15 protein-coding genes and 1 riboswitch are annotated in these 18,522 nt (G+C 48.1%); of the genes, 9 read left to right on the top strand and 6 right to left on the bottom strand.

Annotated elements, in window-relative coordinates; all coding sequences use genetic code 11:
• Positions 1-135 precede the first annotated feature (135 nt).
• From K6T22_RS16315 to K6T22_RS16305, 3 genes are read left to right on the top strand one after another with little or no spacing between them, the layout of a single operon-like run.
• Positions 136-1,215, top strand: coding sequence for an alpha/beta hydrolase (locus K6T22_RS16315; protein WP_238238307.1), 1,080 nt, complete (start codon positions 136-138; stop codon positions 1,213-1,215).
• A 16-nt stretch (positions 1,216-1,231) separates the two neighbouring features.
• The gene (locus K6T22_RS16310) at positions 1,232-3,991 is read left to right on the top strand and encodes a glycoside hydrolase family 3 protein (protein ID WP_238238305.1); all 2,760 of its coding nucleotides are present in this window, start codon (positions 1,232-1,234) and stop codon (positions 3,989-3,991) included.
• A gap of 31 nt (positions 3,992-4,022) precedes the next feature.
• Positions 4,023-4,544, top strand: a complete 522-nt coding sequence (locus K6T22_RS16305; protein WP_238238304.1) for an SF0329 family protein — start codon at positions 4,023-4,025, stop codon at positions 4,542-4,544.
• Positions 4,545-4,589: 45 nt separating this feature from the next.
• On the opposite strand, the gene K6T22_RS16300 is transcribed toward K6T22_RS16305, so the two are convergent.
• The gene (locus K6T22_RS16300) at positions 4,590-5,585 is read right to left on the bottom strand and encodes a tRNA dihydrouridine synthase (RefSeq protein WP_238238302.1); all 996 of its coding nucleotides are present in this window, start codon (positions 5,583-5,585) and stop codon (positions 4,590-4,592) included.
• 230 nt (positions 5,586-5,815) lie between these two features.
• On the opposite strand from K6T22_RS16300, the gene K6T22_RS16295 reads away from it, so the two are divergent.
• Positions 5,816-6,310 (top strand): LURP-one-related/scramblase family protein, encoded by a 495-nt coding sequence (locus K6T22_RS16295; protein WP_238238301.1) that lies wholly within the window; start codon positions 5,816-5,818, stop codon positions 6,308-6,310.
• A gap of 18 nt (positions 6,311-6,328) precedes the next feature.
• A complete protein-coding gene (locus tag K6T22_RS16290) occupies positions 6,329-6,850 on the top strand; it encodes an NUDIX hydrolase (RefSeq protein WP_053451991.1) in 522 nt (173 codons plus the stop codon).
• Positions 6,851-6,894: 44 nt separating this feature from the next.
• Here K6T22_RS16290 and K6T22_RS16285 read toward each other — a convergent pair whose 3' ends face one another.
• Complete coding sequence (locus K6T22_RS16285; RefSeq protein ID WP_238238299.1) at positions 6,895-8,118, bottom strand: MFS transporter; 1,224 nt, start codon at positions 8,116-8,118, stop codon at positions 6,895-6,897.
• A 247-nt stretch (positions 8,119-8,365) separates the two neighbouring features.
• Between K6T22_RS16285 and K6T22_RS16280 the strand changes: the two genes are divergently transcribed.
• Positions 8,366-9,682: a calcium-binding protein gene (locus K6T22_RS16280; protein ID WP_283205691.1), complete on the top strand. Its 1,317-nt coding sequence runs from the start codon at positions 8,366-8,368 to the stop codon at positions 9,680-9,682.
• A gap of 181 nt (positions 9,683-9,863) precedes the next feature.
• Positions 9,864-9,941: riboswitch (glycine riboswitch) on the top strand.
• A 160-nt stretch (positions 9,942-10,101) separates the two neighbouring features.
• Positions 10,102-11,469 (top strand): amino acid permease, encoded by a 1,368-nt coding sequence (locus K6T22_RS16275; RefSeq protein ID WP_238238298.1) that lies wholly within the window; start codon positions 10,102-10,104, stop codon positions 11,467-11,469.
• A 40-nt stretch (positions 11,470-11,509) separates the two neighbouring features.
• Here the strand turns inward: K6T22_RS16275 and K6T22_RS16270 are convergent, their stop codons facing one another.
• On the bottom strand, positions 11,510-13,039 hold the full coding sequence (locus K6T22_RS16270; protein ID WP_238238297.1) for a cryptochrome/photolyase family protein: 1,530 nt from the start codon (positions 13,037-13,039) through the stop codon (positions 11,510-11,512).
• A 244-nt stretch (positions 13,040-13,283) separates the two neighbouring features.
• On the opposite strand from K6T22_RS16270, the gene K6T22_RS16265 reads away from it, so the two are divergent.
• On the top strand, positions 13,284-14,777 hold the full coding sequence (locus tag K6T22_RS16265; protein WP_238238296.1) for a malate:quinone oxidoreductase: 1,494 nt from the start codon (positions 13,284-13,286) through the stop codon (positions 14,775-14,777).
• Positions 14,778-14,821: 44 nt separating this feature from the next.
• Here K6T22_RS16265 and K6T22_RS16260 read toward each other — a convergent pair whose 3' ends face one another.
• Positions 14,822-15,364 (bottom strand): ECF transporter S component, encoded by a 543-nt coding sequence (locus K6T22_RS16260; protein WP_238238295.1) that lies wholly within the window; start codon positions 15,362-15,364, stop codon positions 14,822-14,824.
• 250 nt (positions 15,365-15,614) lie between these two features.
• Between K6T22_RS16260 and K6T22_RS16255 the strand changes: the two genes are divergently transcribed.
• A complete protein-coding gene (locus K6T22_RS16255; RefSeq protein WP_238238294.1) occupies positions 15,615-16,184 on the top strand; it encodes a hypothetical protein in 570 nt (189 codons plus the stop codon).
• A 43-nt stretch (positions 16,185-16,227) separates the two neighbouring features.
• Here K6T22_RS16255 and ahpF read toward each other — a convergent pair whose 3' ends face one another.
• Both ahpF and ahpC read right to left on the bottom strand, forming a co-directional pair.
• Positions 16,228-17,757 carry an alkyl hydroperoxide reductase subunit F gene (ahpF, locus tag K6T22_RS16250; protein ID WP_238238293.1) on the bottom strand — a complete coding sequence of 510 codons (1,530 nt, stop codon included), beginning with the start codon at positions 17,755-17,757 and terminating at the stop codon, positions 16,228-16,230.
• A gap of 14 nt (positions 17,758-17,771) precedes the next feature.
• On the bottom strand, positions 17,772-18,335 hold the full coding sequence (gene ahpC / locus K6T22_RS16245) for an alkyl hydroperoxide reductase subunit C (RefSeq protein ID WP_238238292.1): 564 nt from the start codon (positions 18,333-18,335) through the stop codon (positions 17,772-17,774).
• Between the last annotated feature and the right edge of the window lie 187 nt (positions 18,336-18,522).

Here is an 18,522-nt window from a genome sequence, read left to right as displayed (position 1 = left end):
ATTTGCTTCTCCTGTCAAAGACAGGTATATTGTGATGTAAGCGGTCTCTTTTTTGAAAAAGAGGCATTCGAATTTTTTTTAAATGTTATCGAAAGCGCTTTCGATAACATTTTGACTAGAAAGGAAGCGATCCACTTGTCTACTGCATCGATGCAAGATTTACTGCGAACGTTACGAAATTGTTCAGCGATCCATCAAGACGGACTCGAAATCGTCGATAAGCCGATTCCTGACGTCTCGACTCCAGGAACACTCGATCCACGCGTCCGTGAGGTCGTCCTCACGCAGCGTCCATCGGTCTCGATTCCGGAAGGTGCATCACAAGTCGACATGGCGCGTGCCGGCATGGGCTGGGACAATGAAGACGTGACGACACGGCAGATCTCAACGGACATCCTCGCGATTCCAAGACCCGGTACCACGATTGAAGCACGGCTGTATCGCCCGGAAGCGGCACGTCCGCTCCCACTCGTCGTCTACTTCCACGGCGGTGGTTTTTTCGGTGGCACGCTTGAGACAGTCGAGAACCCATGTAAGGCATTAGCCGATAAAGGGAACGTCGCTGTCTTATCGGTCGGCTACCGATTAGCGCCAGAGCATCCATTTCCGACAGGACTTGAGGATTGTCATGCGGCAATCGATTGGGCAGTTGAACACGCCGATCGACTTGGAATCGATCCAAGTGCGATTGCTGTCGCCGGCGATAGTGCGGGTGGGAACTTAGCGACGGTCTGTTGCCTGCTCGACCGCGAGCGTCCGACGCCGTACATTCGCTATCAAGTCTTATATTATCCGGTCGTTAATGTCGGCGAACATCCGAATTCGGAATATAACTGGACGCTAGAAGCGTATGACCGACAAACGGAACCGCAGTTACTCGAACGGATCATTTTGTCGCTGCAAGATGAAGAAGGTGTCCTCGAAGAGTGGTATGTCCAAGCGAGTGATTCGACGGATCCACGGATCTCACCGTTATTCGCGACGCTCAACGACTTACCAGAGGCACTCGTCATTACAGGAGAGTTTGATTACTTACGTCTTGAAGGGGAAGCGTATGCGAAAAAGCTCGCGCGCGCCGGCGTCAAGACTTGTTATCTCCAGTACCGTGGGATGGAACATGCTTTTCTCGATAAACTCGGTCTGTATCCGCAAGCCGAAGATAGCTTAGACGAAATCGCAAAGGACTTAAAACGACTCTTTTCTCAAACTAACTAACAAAGGTGGATGACTCATGACATATACACTCGATTGGCAAGCCTATACAAAGCTCGCACGACAAACCGTCGCGGAAGGAGCAGTACTCTTACAAAACGATGGTGTGCTCCCGTTGCAACCCGCAACAACGGTCGCAGTTTTCGGACGCAACCAGTTCAACTATTATAAAAGTGGCACAGGATCAGGCGGAATGGTCAACGTCACGAACGTCGTCAGTCCGCTCGATATGCTACGCGAAGACGTGACACTGAACACGGACGTCCTTGCGACGTACGAAACATGGCTTGAATCCCATCCGTTTGACCAAGGTGAAGGCTGGGCAGCCGAGCCATGGTCGCAAGAAGAGATGTCGCTTGACGCGACACTCGTTCAGCAAGCAGCGCTTGATTCCGATGTTGCTTTGATCATGATCGGTCGCACGGCTGGAGAAGACCGCGACAATACAGCGGATCCAGGAAGTTACTTCCTGACGGAGACGGAACAGGAGATGCTCCGACTCGTGACGACACACTTTAAGCAGACTGTCGTCGTCTTGAACGTCGGGAACATCATCGATATGCGCTGGGTCGAAGAGACGACGCCAAGTGCGGTCCTCTACGCGTGGCAAGGAGGAATGGAAGGCGGAACTGGACTGAGTGATCTCTTGCTCGGACGCATCTCACCGTCCGGGAAACTACCGGATACGATTGTCCGTTCACTCGATGATTATCCGTCGACACCACACTTCGGTCATGCTGATCGCGCGTTGTATCAGGAAGACATCTATGTCGGGTATCGTTATTTCGAGACGTTTGCACCGGAAGCGGTCTTGTATCCGTTTGGGTATGGATTATCGTATACGTCGTTCAACCTTACGACAGATGTGACGACGTCAGCTGATGCCTGGACGATTACAGCGACGGTGACGAATACCGGGCAGACGAGCGGGAAGGAAGTCGTACAAGGATACCTTGAGAAACCACAAGGACAACTCGGGAACCCAACGCGTCAGCTCGTGACGTTCGGAAAGACAAAAGAACTCGCACCTGGCGAGCAAGAATCGCTCACACTCGTCGTACCGTTCGCTTCGTTTGCGAGTTATGACGATAGTGGCGTCACTGGACATAAGTCTTCTTATGTCGTTGAACCCGGAACGTATCAGTTGTATCTCGGAACGGACGTCCGGTCGGCGGTTCCAGTCGCGAGCCATTCCGTCGAGACGCTTGACGTCACGGATGTCTTAACGGAGAACATGGCACCGGTGACGGCGTTTGAACGCATCAAACCGCAAGCGACCGAAACGGGATATACGGTGACGTATGAAGCGACACCACTGCGGACGATCGATCCGGAACAGCGTCGTCAACAGGAGCGTCCCGTTGAACGGACACAGGCAGAAGATGCCGGTTGGAAGTTACGCGATGTCAAAGAAGACCGGGTCACGCTCGAGACGTTCCTCGATCAATTGACGGATGCGGATCTCGCGGCAATCGTCCGGGGGGAAGGGATGAACTCACCGCGTGTCACACCAGGAACGGCGGGTGCCTTCGGTGGCGTGACGACAGAACTCGAAGCACTTGGCATTCCAGCAGGCTGTTGCGCAGATGGTCCGTCCGGGATCCGGATGGACATCGGAACGAAAGCCTTCTCGTTACCGAACGGAACGTTGCTTGCTTCGACGTTCAACACGACGTTGATCGCGGATCTATTTGAGATGACAGGTCTTGAGTTACGGAAGAACGAGATTGATACGTTGCTTGGACCAGGGATGAACCTCCATCGTCATCCACTCAATGGACGGAACTTCGAGTATTTCTCGGAGGATTCGTATCTGACTGGGAAAATGGCCGTGGCACAACTCGACGGGATGCACCGGGTGGGTGTGACAGGAACGTTGAAACACTTCAGTGCCAACAACCAAGAGTTCCACCGGCATGATCTGGATTCGATCGTGTCAGAACGGGCGTTGCGTGAGTTGTACCTGAAAGGGTTCGAGATGGCAGTCAAAGACGGAAAAGCATACTCAATCATGACGACGTATGGTGCCGTCAATGGCATCTGGACCGCTGGCTTGTATGATCAGAACACACGGATCCTACGTGATGAGTGGGGCTTTGACGGAATCGTCATGACCGACTGGTGGGCGAAGATCAACGCGGAAGGGTTAGAAGCAAATCGTCAGCAAACGGCGACGATGGTCCGTTCACAAAACGACCTCTATATGGTCGTTGGCGAACCAGGAACGAATCCGTTCGAGGATGATACGTTGACGGCTCTTGCCGACGGGACACTTCGACGTTCCGAGTTACTGCGCAGTGCCGCGAACATCTGTCAGTTCCTACTGCGCTCACCGGTCATGGATCGCGTGATGGGAACCGCGACATCGATTGCTGTCCTCGGGGCACCGGTCGAAGAAGAGACACTCGAAGAGCAAGCGGTCTCACACCAACGTCTTGTCAGTGGGGATGCGTTCCCGTTAACAGACGTTACGACGACGACCGGCAGTAGTCATGTCTTCGCTGTTACAGCAGAAGAGACAGGAATGTACCAGGTCACGTTGACGGCACGTTCGAACGCCGGTGAACTGGCGCAAATGCCGGTGACACTGTTTGCGAACAATATGCCGGTCGCGACCTTCACCTTCAACGGAACGAACGGCGAGTGGGTCAGCCAGACGAAGGACGTCTTTGTCTTCAACCCGCACAACTATTTAAAGCTCTACTTTGCACTCGGAGGTCTTGAGTTAAAAGAGTTGACGTTTACGCTTGCGGAATCGTTTCATATGAAGAACGGCTAATCACATTAGCCGGACGGAAAGGACGGATCGCTTGCAGTTTTCCATCATCAAAAAACGGGTCGAGCAACTGCTCGCCCCGTCGTTACAAGGACGAATCGCTTTTCACGCCGCTGTCTACCGGATTCAAGATAGTCCTAGTCGCGTCTGGGTGACGTTTGACGGAGAAGAGATTCTCGGAGCAGACGACTTTCACTTCGAACGGGAAGTCGATCGGCGCTACGCGTTACAAGCTGCACAGTTAGCGGATAAACCAGAAGCATCCTTCCGAGAATTATGGCAGTCCGACTGGTTGAAGCAGTCGCATGCGTTATCGGCTGAGATCGAACGACAGGTCAAACAAGACGGGTATCTAGAGAACTATGAGATGCAACAAGATTTGTTACAGTACCCGAATCTCGCGTTTGAACAAGCGCTCGTTCATCCACATCCTTTCATCCGCGGCATCGCGCGACTCGATCGACGACTCGGGAAACGACGTTTCTTGTTACTGACACATGCTTCAGACTTTGAACAATGGTGTGCGCATACACGTCAAACAGTTGAACGCTGGTGACACCAAAAAGCACGCTTCCTCAACAAGAGGAGGCGTGCTTTACTGTTAGATCGAAAACGAGTTAACCTCGTGAATCCCTTCTTCTTCAACGAAAGCGTCGAGTAAAGCACGCACTTCGTCTGTTGAATTCGTCTCCATCAATTTGACACGCAGCTCACTCGCACCGCGGAATCCGCGGACGTAAATCTTGAAGAACCGGCGTAATGGTTTAAAGAGACGTGGCTCGAATTGAGTCGAGTAGTGATCATGCAAATCGAGCTGTAGACGTAACAAATCGAGTAATTCTTGGCTCGAATGGTCTTTTTTCTCGACTTCGAATGCAAACGGGTTGTGGAAGATCCCGCGACCGATCATGACGCCGTCGACACCGTACTTCTCGACGAGTTCAAGACCGTGTTGGCGATCGTTGATATCCCCGTTAATCGTCAATAACGTTTGTGGTGCGATCTCATCGCGTAACTTCTTGATTTCCGGGATCAATTCGAAGTGTGCTGGAACGGCACTCATCTCTTTACGTGTCCGGAGGTGAATCGAGAGGTTCGCGATATCTTGCTCGAGGATGTGGCGCAACCAATCGTGCCACTCTTCGACCTTCGTGTAGCCGAGACGCGTTTTGACGCTGACCGGGAGACCGCCTGCTTTTGCAGCTTGAATCAATTCAGCCGCGACTTCCGGACGATTGATCAAACCCGAGCCTTTTCCGTTAACAGCAACGTTATGGACGGGACAGCCCATGTTGATGTCGATTCCGCTAAAGCCCATCTCTGCCATGCCGATGCTCATTTCGCGGAAATATTCCGGTTTGTCGCCCCAGATGTGAGCGACCATTGGTTGTTCATCCTCCGTGAACTCGAGACGTCCGCGGACGCTCTGTTTGCCTTTCGGATGACAATAGCTTTCTGTATTCGTAAATTCCGTGAAGAAGACGTCCGGACGCGCCGCTTTTGCGACGACGTGGCGGAAGACAACATCGGTGACATCTTCCATCGGTGCTAAGACGAAAAATGGTCGTGGGAGGTCCTGCCAAAAGTTCTTTTTCATAGTATATTAAACCCTTTCCTTAAGGTAATGCACATGTGTGGTTAAAGAATTTCATCAACTATACACTTTAAGCGCTCTGGCTAAAAAGTGCAAGTAAGGGATGCGATTCACTAGATGCAGAAGGGAATGACGGAAATAACAGAAAGCTCGGCGGAGGTAGTTTCCAGATATTGAATCTTTTCCGTCGGTGAAAGCGTAAATGAAACTATACATTAAAGGAGGAGACCGGGATGCATACACTCTATATGAAACAAAAAGCCTTCAGTTTACGTGGGCGATTTGCGATTCAGGACGAAGCGGGACACGATGCGTATCATATCGAGGGGAGTTTCTTGAAACTACCGAAGACGTTCAGCGTGACGAACCGAGATGGCGAAGAGGTCGCGGAAATTACGAAAAAGACGTTTAGTTTCCGCCCTGTCTTTTATGTCGAAGCAGCAGGACAATCATTTGAAATCATTAAAGAACTTACCTTCTTCAAGGACCGTTATACGATCAACTCGGATCAGTTCGAAGTGACGGGCGACTGGTGGGATGTTGATTTTGAAGTCCTACAACAAGGGCAACGAATTGGACGTGTTCAGAAAAAATGGATTTCTTGGACCGATCAGTACATGATTGAAGTCGAAGATGAATCGATGGAAGAGTTATTGATTGCCCTTGTCGTCGCGATTGATTGCGTCAAGGCGGAGGAAAGTTCAAACAACTCGTCTTTCATCAATTAAAAAGGGGAATGATGCAAGATGGAGCAATGGGATGTATACACAGCCGACCGCAAGAAAACAGGACGGCTCTGGACACGGGGAACGCCACATACAGCAGGCGATTATCACATGACGATTCACGTCTGTGTCTTTAACGCCAAGGGAGAGATGCTCGTCCAACAACGACAGCCGTTTAAATCCGGTTGGCCGAACATGTGGGATCTGACGGTCGGGGGTAGTGCCATCAGCGGAGATACGAGTCAGATGGCAGCGCAACGTGAACTGTCTGAAGAGCTCGGTCTCGATATTGATTTCACGGGTGTCCGTCCTCATCTGACGATTCCCTTTGAAATCGGGTTTGACGATTATTATCTCGTCGAGCAGGAAGTGGATTTGACGACTTTGACGCTGCAGGAAGAAGAAGTTCAGCGCGTCGCTTGGATGACAGAAGAAGCGATCGTCAATGGAATCGAAGAAGGCTGGTTCATCGGCTATCATGAATCATTGATTCGACTGTTATTTGCTCTTCGTCATAGCTACGGCGCGCATAATGAAGCATAAAAACAAGCCCTTCCGGTGATGATCCAGAAGGGCTTGTTGGTTAATTAGGCAGATTTTCGAAGTGCATTCGTCCGTTTTGGTTTTGTTTCTGGTAAGAAGAACGTAAAGAACAGATACACGGAACAGCAGAGGAAGAAGACGATCATTGAGACCGTATATCCCGCATGTCCGAGTGCGTAACTCCAAATGATCGTAAAGATTGTCTGCGTCGCATAAGCGATCGCCCAGAAGAGACCGAATAAGACGGTAATCTTTTGCGGTGTCATCCCTTTTCGTTCGTGTGCCAAGTTCATGAAGATCGGATACTGGATGTACATCGCAAATCCAGAAATGAACGCAAAGACATATGAAACGAGTGGCGAGATGTTTCCGAACAAGACGGTGACGAGGAAACTCGCAATCATGACCGTTCCACTAATCAATAGAATCGGTTTACGAGGTGTGCCTTTGTTACCGATTCGTAGACCGACGAACGTACCGACGATCCCAGCCCCTGAGACCAACAGGTTGACGAGTGAACCGTTCAACTGCGTATACGTATCAAAGACCGGTTTCAAGCCGACGAGCGATAAGATGTAGAGCGTCAGGAAACCACCGAAGGCAACCGCATATTTCCAGAGGAATGCATCGCGGATAGCGTCTCCGTAACCGTAAGGCGTTTCGTCCGCATCCGCAGCATCGTTCAACTCGAACGACTCACTACCAATCCACCATGCGAAGAAGAGAATCGCTGTCAGACTCGCAAAGATCGTCAACGTCAGTTTCCAGTCACTGACGAATTGATCAGCGAATAGTGTGAACAAGAGTGAAACAACGAATGCACCAACGTTATAGGAGACAGTGTTGAAGGCATTGATCCGTAACTTTTCAGCTGGATCCTGAATGTAACGTGTTACGACAGGGTTCATGTAGACGATGACCATTGAACCACCAAGTCCCATGACCATGCGAGCGACCGTATATGCCCAGTAGTTCGGCAGATAGATGGCGACAATCGACATCATTAAGAACAACAGCGCGAGTAACGGTGCTTTTTTCGGACCGAGCTTCATTAAGATGAGCGCGGCGAGAATGTTAGCGAAGACACGTGCCGTCGTGATCGAATAGTTGACGAGTTGTGAGATGAGGGGGTCAACGGTCTGATTGCCGAAGAAATGCGCCGTGATTTGCGGCGTCAACGACGAACCGGCGACCCAGTTCATGGCGAAGGTCGCATAGGCGAACCAGAGGACGATCATCATGAAATAGCCTTTTTTTGTGGTAGACATAAAAATCCCTTCTTTTCTGAAGTTCCGCTTCATACATGAATCGAAAACTACTTAACTTTGTTATCAATTCATTCAATATAAAGCCGTTTCAAAGGGAAGTAAAATAGATAGTTCTTATGGTGAGTATAAGAAAATAGAATAAAAGAGCATCTGTGAAAACTAATAAATTACATAATTAGTTAATAGTTTTGAATAATTTACCGATAAAGATATGCACAAATAATTTTGTTAGATAGGGGAAGTAAGAATGAGATTAGCTAAAACGATTATAACGGGGTTATTACTTGCAATTTTAGTACTTGTTGCAAATGAAAATTTAGTAACAGCAAGTACAAAAAATTTAAAAGCAAGCGATGGGAAAAAATGTACAATCATTGGTACAAAAGGAAACGACACCTTAAAAGGCACTAATAAATCCGATGTAATCTGTGGTTTAGGTGGAAATGATAAAATTCAGGGTCTTGGAGGAAGCGATACAATTGATGGTGGAAGTGGTGATGATTCAATTGTTGCGGGTTCAGGAGACGATAAGCTATATGGAGGAACAGGAAACGATACGCTCAAAGGGGAAAGTGGATCAGATTATTTTAAAGGAAATGAAGGAATCGATACCGTTTCATATAGCGATAAGAAAAAAGAGTTGAATATCAGCTTAAACAATAAAAAAGATGATGGAGAAAAAAACGAAAAGGATTTAATTGGTAGTGATGTTGAAAACTTAACTGGCGGAACAGGAAACGATAAAATCCAAGGGAACGATCGTAAAAATACGCTCGTTGGACTCTCTGGAAACGATAAAATCGAAGGTAATAAAGGCAATGACGAAATCGTTGGAAAAGAAGGTAGTGATATTTTGAAAGGCAATCAAGGCGACGATCACATTAATGGAGGACAAGGTAGTAATACATGTTACTTGGATCAAGAAGATAGTGAGAGTTCGAGTTGCCAGTTGTTAAAAGATTTAGGTGATTTAGTGGTCCGCGTAAAAGGAACTATTTATAACAGTGACTTGAAAGGTTGCTATTTTTTCATGAATAGTCCGATTGGGGAAGAGCCTGCTGCTTCCGGTTTAATTGATAAAAACGGTCATTTTGAATTTGATGCCTTTACAGGAAAGTATCTTAACTGGCAGGTTGGGAAACTATTTGATAGTGGATACACGGATTACCCTGGAAAAAATCCAGAGTGCACATCAAACATAAGACTAAGTGGGAACATGTATAATCTTGAAATTGTTAAAAATATGCCTGAATTTTCGGTGAAATTACCTGATCTTATTGAATCGACAATTAGTGTGAAAAATACTTCTGGAAAACGAATAGCTGGGCTGACTTCAAGCTATGTTTATAGTAACTCTCGTCAAATATCTTCTTCTTGGGATGAGAACAGTAGTTTTTCTGTCATGATTCCATCGTTCACAACACAGGCAAATCAAGATCAAAAAGTGAAAGTATTAGAAGGCGATGACTACTATATTCGATTAAGCGGGAAGATTTACGGGATGAAGATTTCTAGAGAATTTGAAGGGGAATGGTCTAAAAAAGTTAACTTAGTCATCCAATAATTATAAAAAATAAGTAAGCGGATACAATTAATTTTAGAGTTAATTCTTGAAAATTAATATCAAAATTAATTTGACAAACGCTGTCGAGATTACTAGAATTAGAAACAATTCATCGATGCAGCGACGCATCGGATAATCAAATAAAGAGAAAGCTATGATTGTCATGGGTCACACTATGGCAGGAGCAGCTTCTGGAGAGACCGTGTCGACACGGCGCCGAAGGGTTCACAATCTCAGGCAAACGGACAGAAGAGTAATCACATGCAGCGACGGGCATTCATGGAATGTCGTAGTGGCGTGTATGGGTTATTCCTTTGATTTTGTTGAGATTGGACATTCGTCCAGTCTCTTTTTTTCTTTTTCAGGACCGACAGAACGGTCTGAAGTGTAGAGAAGCCATCATAAGGAGGAGTTCAGGTTTGGAACAGCAAGGATTAAAGCGGGATTTATCGAATCGTCATGTACAGTTGATTGCCATTGGTGGAACGATCGGAACGGGTTTGTTTTTAGGATCAGGTAAAGCGATCCAACTCGCCGGACCATCGATCATTTTTGCCTACTTACTCGTCGGGATTGCAATCTTCTTCGTCATGCGTGCACTTGGGGAATTGTTATTGTCAAAAGCAGGTTATCAGTCACTCACGGATATCGCAGAAGATTATCTCGGACCACGTGCCGCATTCGTGACCGGTTGGACGTACTGGTTCTGTTGGATTATGACCGCGATGGCGGACATCATCGCCGTCGGTGTGTACGTCAAGTATTGGTTTGATATCCCGCAATGGATTCCAGCCGTTCTTGCGCTCTTGATTTTACTTGGTTTTAACTTATTAACGGTTAAATTGTTCGGTGAACTCGAGTTTTGGTTTGCCTTGATCAAGGTCGTGACGATCCTTGCCTTGATTGGTGTCGGAATCGTCTTGCTCGCGATCGGTTTTAAAACGGACGCGGGTCCTGTGACGGTGTCGAACCTCTGGTCACATGGTGGCTGGATGCCAAACGGAATTACTGGATTCCTGCTATCGTTCCAAATGGTCGTCTTTGCCTATGTCGGTGTTGAGCTCGTTGGGGTATCCGCAGCGGAGACAGCGGATCCGAAAAAGAACATTCCGTCCGCGATCAATAAGATTCCGCTTCGGATCTTATTCTTCTATGTCGGTGCCTTACTCGTCCTCTTGATGATCAACCCATGGACAGGATTAAGTGCGACAGAAAGTCCGTTCGTCAAGACGTTTAGTCTGATCGGGATTCCACTCGCAGCAGGAATCATCAACTTCGTCGTACTGACGTCTGCTGCTTCTGCATGTAACAGCGGAATGTTCTCGACGAGCCGGATTCTGTATAACCTGGGAAATCAACAACAAGCATCGAACAAGTTCTCGAAGTTGAACAAAAACCATGTTCCAGCAAACGCCTTGTTCGTCTCGACGATCGTCGTCTCAGTTGGTGCTTTGCTCAGTAAACTGTTACCAGGGCAAGCGTTCAGTATCGTCACGACAATCAGTGCGATCTGTTTCATCTGGGTCTGGGGTGTCATCCTCGTCTGTCATCTCCGGTACAAGAAACAAAATCCGGAATTACATGCGGCGTCGACATTCAAAGCACCATTGACACCACTCGTCAATTACCTCGTACTCGGATTGTTTGCGGTCATTCTCGTCGTCATGCTGTTTGCTGACGATACACGTCCTGCCTTGTTGCTGACACCGGTCTGGTTCCTCGGACTATTCGGACTGTATCACCTCCGGAAAAAGAAACAACAAGCAGCTAATCAAAAAAGTGCGTAAGCCAAAACAAGCCGGTCGGATCTAATCCGACCGGCTTGTTTTATGGTGTATCGAAAGCACCGTCCTGTAGTTGTTTCCGAAGTGCTTTGGCTTTCTTGCGAATATCGCGTTTGCTGTCGGCATCGCGCTTTCCCCATTGCCGATACATCATCGACATCCGCTGATTATCAGCGAAGCGTTTTTCATGCCGGTCGATGAAGTCCCAGTACAAGGCGTTAAACGGACAGGCATCCTCTCCGAGCATGTCCTTTTGATGAAACGGACATCCCTTGCAATAATCACTCATCTTATGGATGTAATTCGCCGAAGCGATGTACGGTTTAGTCGATAACGTTCCCCCATCGGCATGAAGCGCCATCCCGAGGACGTTCGGTAAGACGACCCAATCGTAGGCATCGATGTACATCTCGTTGAACCAATCTGCTGTCTGTTGCGGCGAGATCGCAAACAGATTAGCGAAGTTTCCGAGCACCATCAAGCGTTGGATATGGTGATTATGGGCATGCTCGACAACAGGACGTAACGATTCAGCGACACAGTGCATGTTCGTTTTCCCGGTCCAGAAAAAGTCCGGTAAATCCGCTTCATGCCGTAGCGCATTGACGGAAGCATAGTCCGGTATCTCGGCTAGATAGACGGCACGCATGTATTCGCGCCACCCTAAGATTTGCCGAATAAAACCTTCGACCGCATTGAGCGGAGCATCTTGATCTTCGAGGGCTGCCTCGACTTGACGAATGACTTCTTCCGGTGTCAGCAAGCCGAGATTGATTGCTGCGGACAAGAGCGAATGCGATAACGTATCTTCACCGGTTAGCATGGCGTCTTGATACGTCCCGAACGTCTCGAGTCGTTCTTCGATGAAACGATGGAGAGCCCGCGTCGCTTCCTTGCGCGTGACCGGCCAATGGAAGGAATCAAGTGCTCCCGGATGATCGGAAAAATCACGCTCGACCTTGTCGATGACATCCTTTGTGATGCGATTGGGACGAAACTTAACGGGATCCGGAAACGCCGTCCCGGACTTCGCTGGTTTTCGGTTCTCGGCGTCAAACGACCATTTTCCACCGATCGGCTTGGAGCCGTTCATGAGAACGTTTCGTTCCTTGCGCAGTTTGCGATAAAAACGATCCATCTTGTATGGCTTGTCGCCGATTGCTTCGATCGCTTCTTCCTGCGTCAGTAAAAACAACGGCACGTCGGAACAAATCTCGACCGTGATTTTCTTCGGTAAAGCGTCTTGCCATTTGTGCATCGCCTTGCGCATCGGTTCATCCGTAACCGCCGTATAGAGGACATGATCCGGATCATAATCTTTGCGGTGCGCCTTGAATGCCTGATCAAACGAATCGGCTTCCCGGTAATCGACGGTGAAGCCTTTCTCTCGCAGTTCTTCCGCAAAATGTCGCATCGCTGAGAAGACGAGGACAAGCTTTTGTTTATGGTACGTCTTCCACTTGGAACGTGAGGTCGCTTCGACCATCAGGATGACGTCGTCTTGTTTGTTTGCTTCCTGCAATAAAGGGAGATCGTGATTCAATTGATTGCCGAATATCCAGCGTGTCGCCATGAGTGTTCCTCCTTTTACTTTCGTTATATGATTACCGTTTTTCGTTAAAGTCATGCCTGATTGTGTGCCGACTGATGAGAATCTTCTTAACGTAAGTGACGCCTTTGCACATTTCTGAATGTAAAAGAAGTTCCTTTCTGTGCAAGCTATGATAGGGTTATAATGGAAAGGTAAGTTGTCGTCATGAGGGGGAAGTTTTTCATGACAGGTAGTCCATAATATCAACGGGGATAGGAAGGATATCATGAGCAGTATGCCTAAAAAAACAGACGTTATTTTAATTGGTGCCGGAGTCATGAGCGCGACGTTAGGGGTCTTATTGAAAGAACTCGCGCCTGAGATGAACATCAAGGTATTCGAGAAACTCGCGAGTGCCGGGGAAGAGAGCTCGAATGAGTGGAACAATGCAGGAACAGGTCACGCCGCACTATGCGAACTGAACTATACGACGGAAAACGCTGATGGTTCAATCGATATTAGTAAAGCGGTCAAAGTAAATGAACAGTTCCAACTGTCACGTCAATTCTGGTCGCATCTCGTCAAGGAAGGTGTCTTGCCGAATCCAAAAGAATTCATCATGCCGATTCCACATATGAGTATGGTCGAAGGGACGGAAAACGTCGAATTCCTGAAAAAACGATTGGAAGCGCTATCAGCGAATCCATTGTTCTCAGGGATGGAATATTCGGAGGATCCAACGAAATTAGCCGAGTGGATTCCACTCATCATGAACGGTCGGACATCACCTGAGCCGATCGCTGCGACAAAAATCGATTCAGGAACGGACGTCAACTTTGGTGCGTTGACACGAATCCTGTTTGAATATCTCGCACAGAACGATGTAGAGATCAACTATCAGCACGGTGTCGAAGACTTGAAACGTGTTGACGGTGGTTGGGAAGTCAAAGTGAAGAATGAGCGCGATCACCGGATTGAGCATCATACGGCGCAGTTCGTCTTCATCGGAGGTGGCGGCGGTAGTCTACCGTTGCTCCAAAAAACAGGCATCGAGGAATCGAAGCAAATCGGTGGTTTCCCGGTCAGTGGTCTGTTCCTCGTCTGTAAAAATCCGGACATCATCGAACAGCACCATGCGAAAGTCTATGGAAAAGCGAAAGTCGGAGCACCGCCGATGTCAGTACCGCACTTGGATACACGGTATATCGATGGGAAGAAATCACTCCTCTTCGGACCGTTTGCTGGCTTCTCACCGAAGTTTCTCAAGACAGGATCAAATCTTGATTTGATCGCGTCCGTCAAACCGAACAACGTTTTGACGATGCTCGCTGCGGGAGCAAAAGAGATGGGATTGACGAAGTATCTGATCGAACAAGTCCTCTTGTCGACGGAGCAACGGATGAACGAATTACGAGAGTTCATCCCGAATGCGAAGACGGAAGACTGGGATGTCGTCATCGCTGGTCAACGTGTCCAAGTCATCAAGGATACACCGCAAGGAAAAGGGACACTCCAGTTCGGAACAGAGGTCGTCAGTGCAGCCGACGGATCTGTCGCTGCCTTACTTGGGGCGTCTCCAGGTGCCTCAACAGCGGTACCGGTCATGCTCGAAGTGCTCGGCAAATGTTTCCCGTCCGAATTACCGGCGTGGGAAGCAAAAATCAAGGAGATGATTCCGTCTTACGGGATCTCACTCGTTGAACATCCAGAACTGTTCGAGCAGATTCATGCCGAAACAGCAAAAACGCTTGAGCTTGAACAAGGTCAACCGATTCGCTAAACGAAAACCGTCCGACTCTACGAGGAGCCGGACGGTTTTTTGATTTAGCGGAAGTTACGGAAGAAACGTGTTTTCTTTAATGCCATCCCGACTGGAATCGCAACGAGGATTCCGATGACGTTTTGTGTGATGTTTCCTGGAATTGAAGTGGCTGGTGCGACCCAGTTGCTGAACATAATCCCTTCATGCACGAAGTAGACGAGTAGCATGACAGGAACGGAAGCGATCATCCCGATTAAGTTGAACGTGACATTCGTTCCGTTACGACCACCTGACCACGCGATGTAACCGACGATCAATCCTTGAAGTCCACGTGCGATGATCGTACCAGGTGCCCAAACCGCATAGCCCGATAGAAGATCGAATAATCCCATTCCAACAGCACCAGCAATCAATGCTGTCCGTGGACCGAATAAAATCGCGATGAGAAAGAGCATGGCTGTTCCCATATGAATGAGACCACCGTTTAGTGCGATTGGTAATTGAATCTTGATCAACATCGTCGCAACAAGAACAAGGGCGATCGACATCGCAGTGATGACGAGCTGGCGGGTACGAGTGCTAGAATACGGTGCTGCTTTTTGCATGTGACTAACCTTCTTTATGATAGATTTTAAGATATCTTCAATCTATCAGATGACTGGACTAGTCAAAAGTGTCAACTTTGAATTATTTATAGGGGTCAGATTGACTGAAGCATCGTCATTCGTTCTTAATTCCAGAAGAGTTTAATCTATTCATATAATCTTGAATGAAAAAATCTCTAAAACAGTCGCTCTTTTCGAATGTACCCTTCATTTTTTTCATACAATGAACGGAGAAGGGAAGGGGAAGTCAATGAAATATCAGATCGCAACAGCCGTTGTCATACTTGCTTCATTGTTACCAGTTACAACGGAGGCAAAGGATCAGACGACACAACATCAGCGTTATTACGTAGCATACGAGAAAATCGTACAGAAAATAAATCGGACGCATGAAAATGCAGATATGACGTTACTTGCAGCAGATCGTTTTTCAGACAAGGACTGGGTCTCGCCGAAACGTTTTCAGGAACGGGCACTCGAACGGTTGAAGCCATTGCATGTCCAAACGAGTCTAGAGTGGGATAGTGAACGGACACTCGAACGAACGGAACGCGAAAACGAAGTCAGAATTAGCGGGAATTTCGAGACAGAATTCTTGAAACAGAGTAAACGACAACGATTATCCGATGTCTTTTCGATGACGTCTCTTGCGATCGATGACGGAAAGTGGACGCAAACCGGATTCTCTGGTAATCCAATCGATGCAGGGCAAACGATGATCGTGACAGTCAGTGGTACATATGCAAAGCAAGGCATCTTAACAAAACACCACATCACAAAAGAATATCATTGTTCATGGTACGGTGAAATCTACTATTGAAATAGAAAAAGAGCGAAACTCAGGCGAGTTTCGCTCTTTTGTATTAATTCCGAATCAAGTGGTCGAAAGCACCCAGTGCAGCTGTTGCACCAGATCCCATCGAGATGATGATCTGTTTATACGCGCTATCCGTGCAGTCTCCTGCAGCGAAAACTCCTGGTACGTTCGTTGCGCCGTGGCGATCGACTTGGACTTCACCGAACTTGTTACGGCTCACTGTTTCACCGAGCCAGTCCGTGTTCGGTACGAGACCGATTTGGACGAAGACACCTTCGAGCTCAACGTGACGTTCGACGTTCGTTTCGCGCTCAATGTACGTGATGCCGTTCACTTTATCCGTTCCTGTGATTTCCTTCGTCTGTGCGTTGACGACGACCGTGACATTCGGAAGGGAAGCGAGGCGTTCTTGAAGAACAGCATCCGCTTTTAGTTCCGGTGCGAATTCAAGGACCGTGACGTGCTTGACGATTCCCGCGAGATCGATGGCTGCTTCGATCCCTGAGTTTCCGCCACCGATAACTGCGACACGTTTTCCTTCAAACAATGGACCGTCACAGTGTGGGCAGTAGGCGACGCCTTTATTCTTGAATTCGAGTTCGCCTGGAACACCGACGTTACGCCAGCGTGCACCTGTTGAAAGGATCAAACTCTTCGTCTTCAAGACAGCACCATTCTCAAGCTCAAGCTCAAGAAGGTCCTTCTTCTCAAGGCGAGTTGCCCGTTGTAGGTTCATGACGTCGATGCCATATTCCTTAACGTGCTCCTCAAGACTTGCGACGAGTTTTGGTCCTTCCGTGTATTTCATGCTGATGAAGTTCTCGATGCTCATCGTATCCATGACTTGTCCACCGAAGCGTTCTGCGACGATTCCTGTCCGGATCCCTTTACGGGCTGCATAAATCGCAGCACTCGATCCAGCAGGACCACCACCGACGACGAGAACGTCGTATGGATCTTTGTCAGCGAAATCAGCAGCATCGGCACCTGTGCCAAGCTTCGCAAGGATTTCTTCGAGTGACATCCGTCCGTTACCGAATGCTTCGCCGTTGACGAAGACTGTCGGAACAGCCATGATCTCTTTTTGTTCGACTTCTGTTTTAAATGCCGCACCATCAATCATCGTGTGACTGATGTTCGGGTTGAGGACGCTCATGACGTTCAACGCTTGTACGACATCCGGGCAGTTGTGGCAGCTCAAGCTGATGTACGACTCGAAGTGGTACGTTTCTTGAATGCCTTGAATCTGCTTGATGACGTCCGCATCGACCTTCGGTGCTCGACCGCTGACTTGTAGCAGGGCGAGAACGAGGGACGTGAACTCATGACCGAGTGGAATTCCCGCGAACGTGATGCCGCTTGTTTCACCGACACGGTTGACTGTGAAACTTGGTGTCCGGGGAAGACTTGCCTGCTCGACGGAGATGCGTGGTGTCATGCTTGCGATCTCTTCGACGAGTGCGCTCATCTCAAGCGAGACGGCGTCTGTCCCAGCGCTAACGGCTAGGACGAGATCGCCTTCGAGAAGCTCGAGGTACTGCGCGAGTTGTGCTTTAATGTCTGGTGCTAAAGCCATCGCGAATCCGCTCCTTAAATTTTTCCGACGAGGTCAAGGCTTGGTGTGAGTGTTGCAGAGCCTTCTTCCCATTTCGCTGGGCAGACTTCGCCTGGATTGTTACGTACATATTGTGCTGCTTTGATTTTGTTGACGAGCGTGCTCGCATCACGACCGATACCGCCTGCGTTGATCTCAACTGTTTGGATGACGCCGTCTGGATCGATGATGAACGTACCGCGATCAGCAAGACCATCTTGTTCGTTCAAGACTTCGAAGTTACGTGAGATGACGTGTGATGGGTCACCGATCATGACGTACTCGATTTTACCGATTGTTTCTGACGTTTCGTGCCATGCTTTATGTGTGAAATGCGTATCTGTTGAAACAGAGTAAACTTCAACGTCAAGCGCTTTAAGTGCTTCGTATTGGTTTTGAAGATCTTCGAGTTCTGTCGGGCAAACGAATGTAAAGTCTGCAGGGTAGAAACATACGACACTCCATTTACCGCGAAGGTTGGCATCCGTTAGGTCGACGAATTCTCCATTGTGGAATGCTGATGCGCTGAATGGTTTTACTTCACTTCCGATTAAAGACATGATAAAAATCCTCCTCAAGGGTTCTATATTTAGAATCTGTTCTAGTGCATACAGGCAATCTGTATTTATCACACTAGAATAATTCTAATCTAATACTAATTTCATATAGACCAACACTTTTGTCAAGGTATAATCGGTAAATTCTTATTTCAAGAAAGATTGTGTGAACAAAAAAAGAAATCCCGAC

This window comes from Exiguobacterium acetylicum (assembly GCF_022170825.1).
Lineage (GTDB): Bacteria > Bacillota > Bacilli > Exiguobacteriales > Exiguobacteriaceae > Exiguobacterium_A > Exiguobacterium_A acetylicum_B.
Note: the sequence above shows the minus strand (reverse complement) of the source record. Positions and strands in the feature narration are given on the sequence as shown.

What these genes read in the sequence shown, in the direction of transcription:
- K6T22_RS16290 (WP_053451991.1), top strand. Translation starts at nt 6,329, where the DNA reads ATGGAGCAATGGGATGTATACACAGCCGACCGCAAGAAAACAGGACGG.
- K6T22_RS16280 (WP_283205691.1), top strand. Translation starts at nt 8,366, where the DNA reads ATGAGATTAGCTAAAACGATTATAACGGGGTTATTACTTGCAATTTTA.
- ahpC (WP_238238292.1), bottom strand. Translation starts at nt 18,335, where the DNA reads ATGTCTTTAATCGGAAGTGAAGTAAAACCATTCAGCGCATCAGCATTC.
- K6T22_RS16270 (WP_238238297.1), bottom strand. Translation starts at nt 13,039, where the DNA reads ATGGCGACACGCTGGATATTCGGCAATCAATTGAATCACGATCTCCCT.
- K6T22_RS16255 (WP_238238294.1), top strand. Translation starts at nt 15,615, where the DNA reads ATGAAATATCAGATCGCAACAGCCGTTGTCATACTTGCTTCATTGTTA.
- K6T22_RS16285 (WP_238238299.1), bottom strand. Translation starts at nt 8,118, where the DNA reads ATGTCTACCACAAAAAAAGGCTATTTCATGATGATCGTCCTCTGGTTC.
- ahpF (WP_238238293.1), bottom strand. Translation starts at nt 17,757, where the DNA reads ATGGCTTTAGCACCAGACATTAAAGCACAACTCGCGCAGTACCTCGAG.
- K6T22_RS16295 (WP_238238301.1), top strand. Translation starts at nt 5,816, where the DNA reads ATGCATACACTCTATATGAAACAAAAAGCCTTCAGTTTACGTGGGCGA.
- K6T22_RS16265 (WP_238238296.1), top strand. Translation starts at nt 13,284, where the DNA reads ATGAGCAGTATGCCTAAAAAAACAGACGTTATTTTAATTGGTGCCGGA.
- K6T22_RS16310 (WP_238238305.1), top strand. Translation starts at nt 1,232, where the DNA reads ATGACATATACACTCGATTGGCAAGCCTATACAAAGCTCGCACGACAA.
- K6T22_RS16260 (WP_238238295.1), bottom strand. Translation starts at nt 15,364, where the DNA reads ATGCAAAAAGCAGCACCGTATTCTAGCACTCGTACCCGCCAGCTCGTC.
- K6T22_RS16300 (WP_238238302.1), bottom strand. Translation starts at nt 5,585, where the DNA reads ATGAAAAAGAACTTTTGGCAGGACCTCCCACGACCATTTTTCGTCTTA.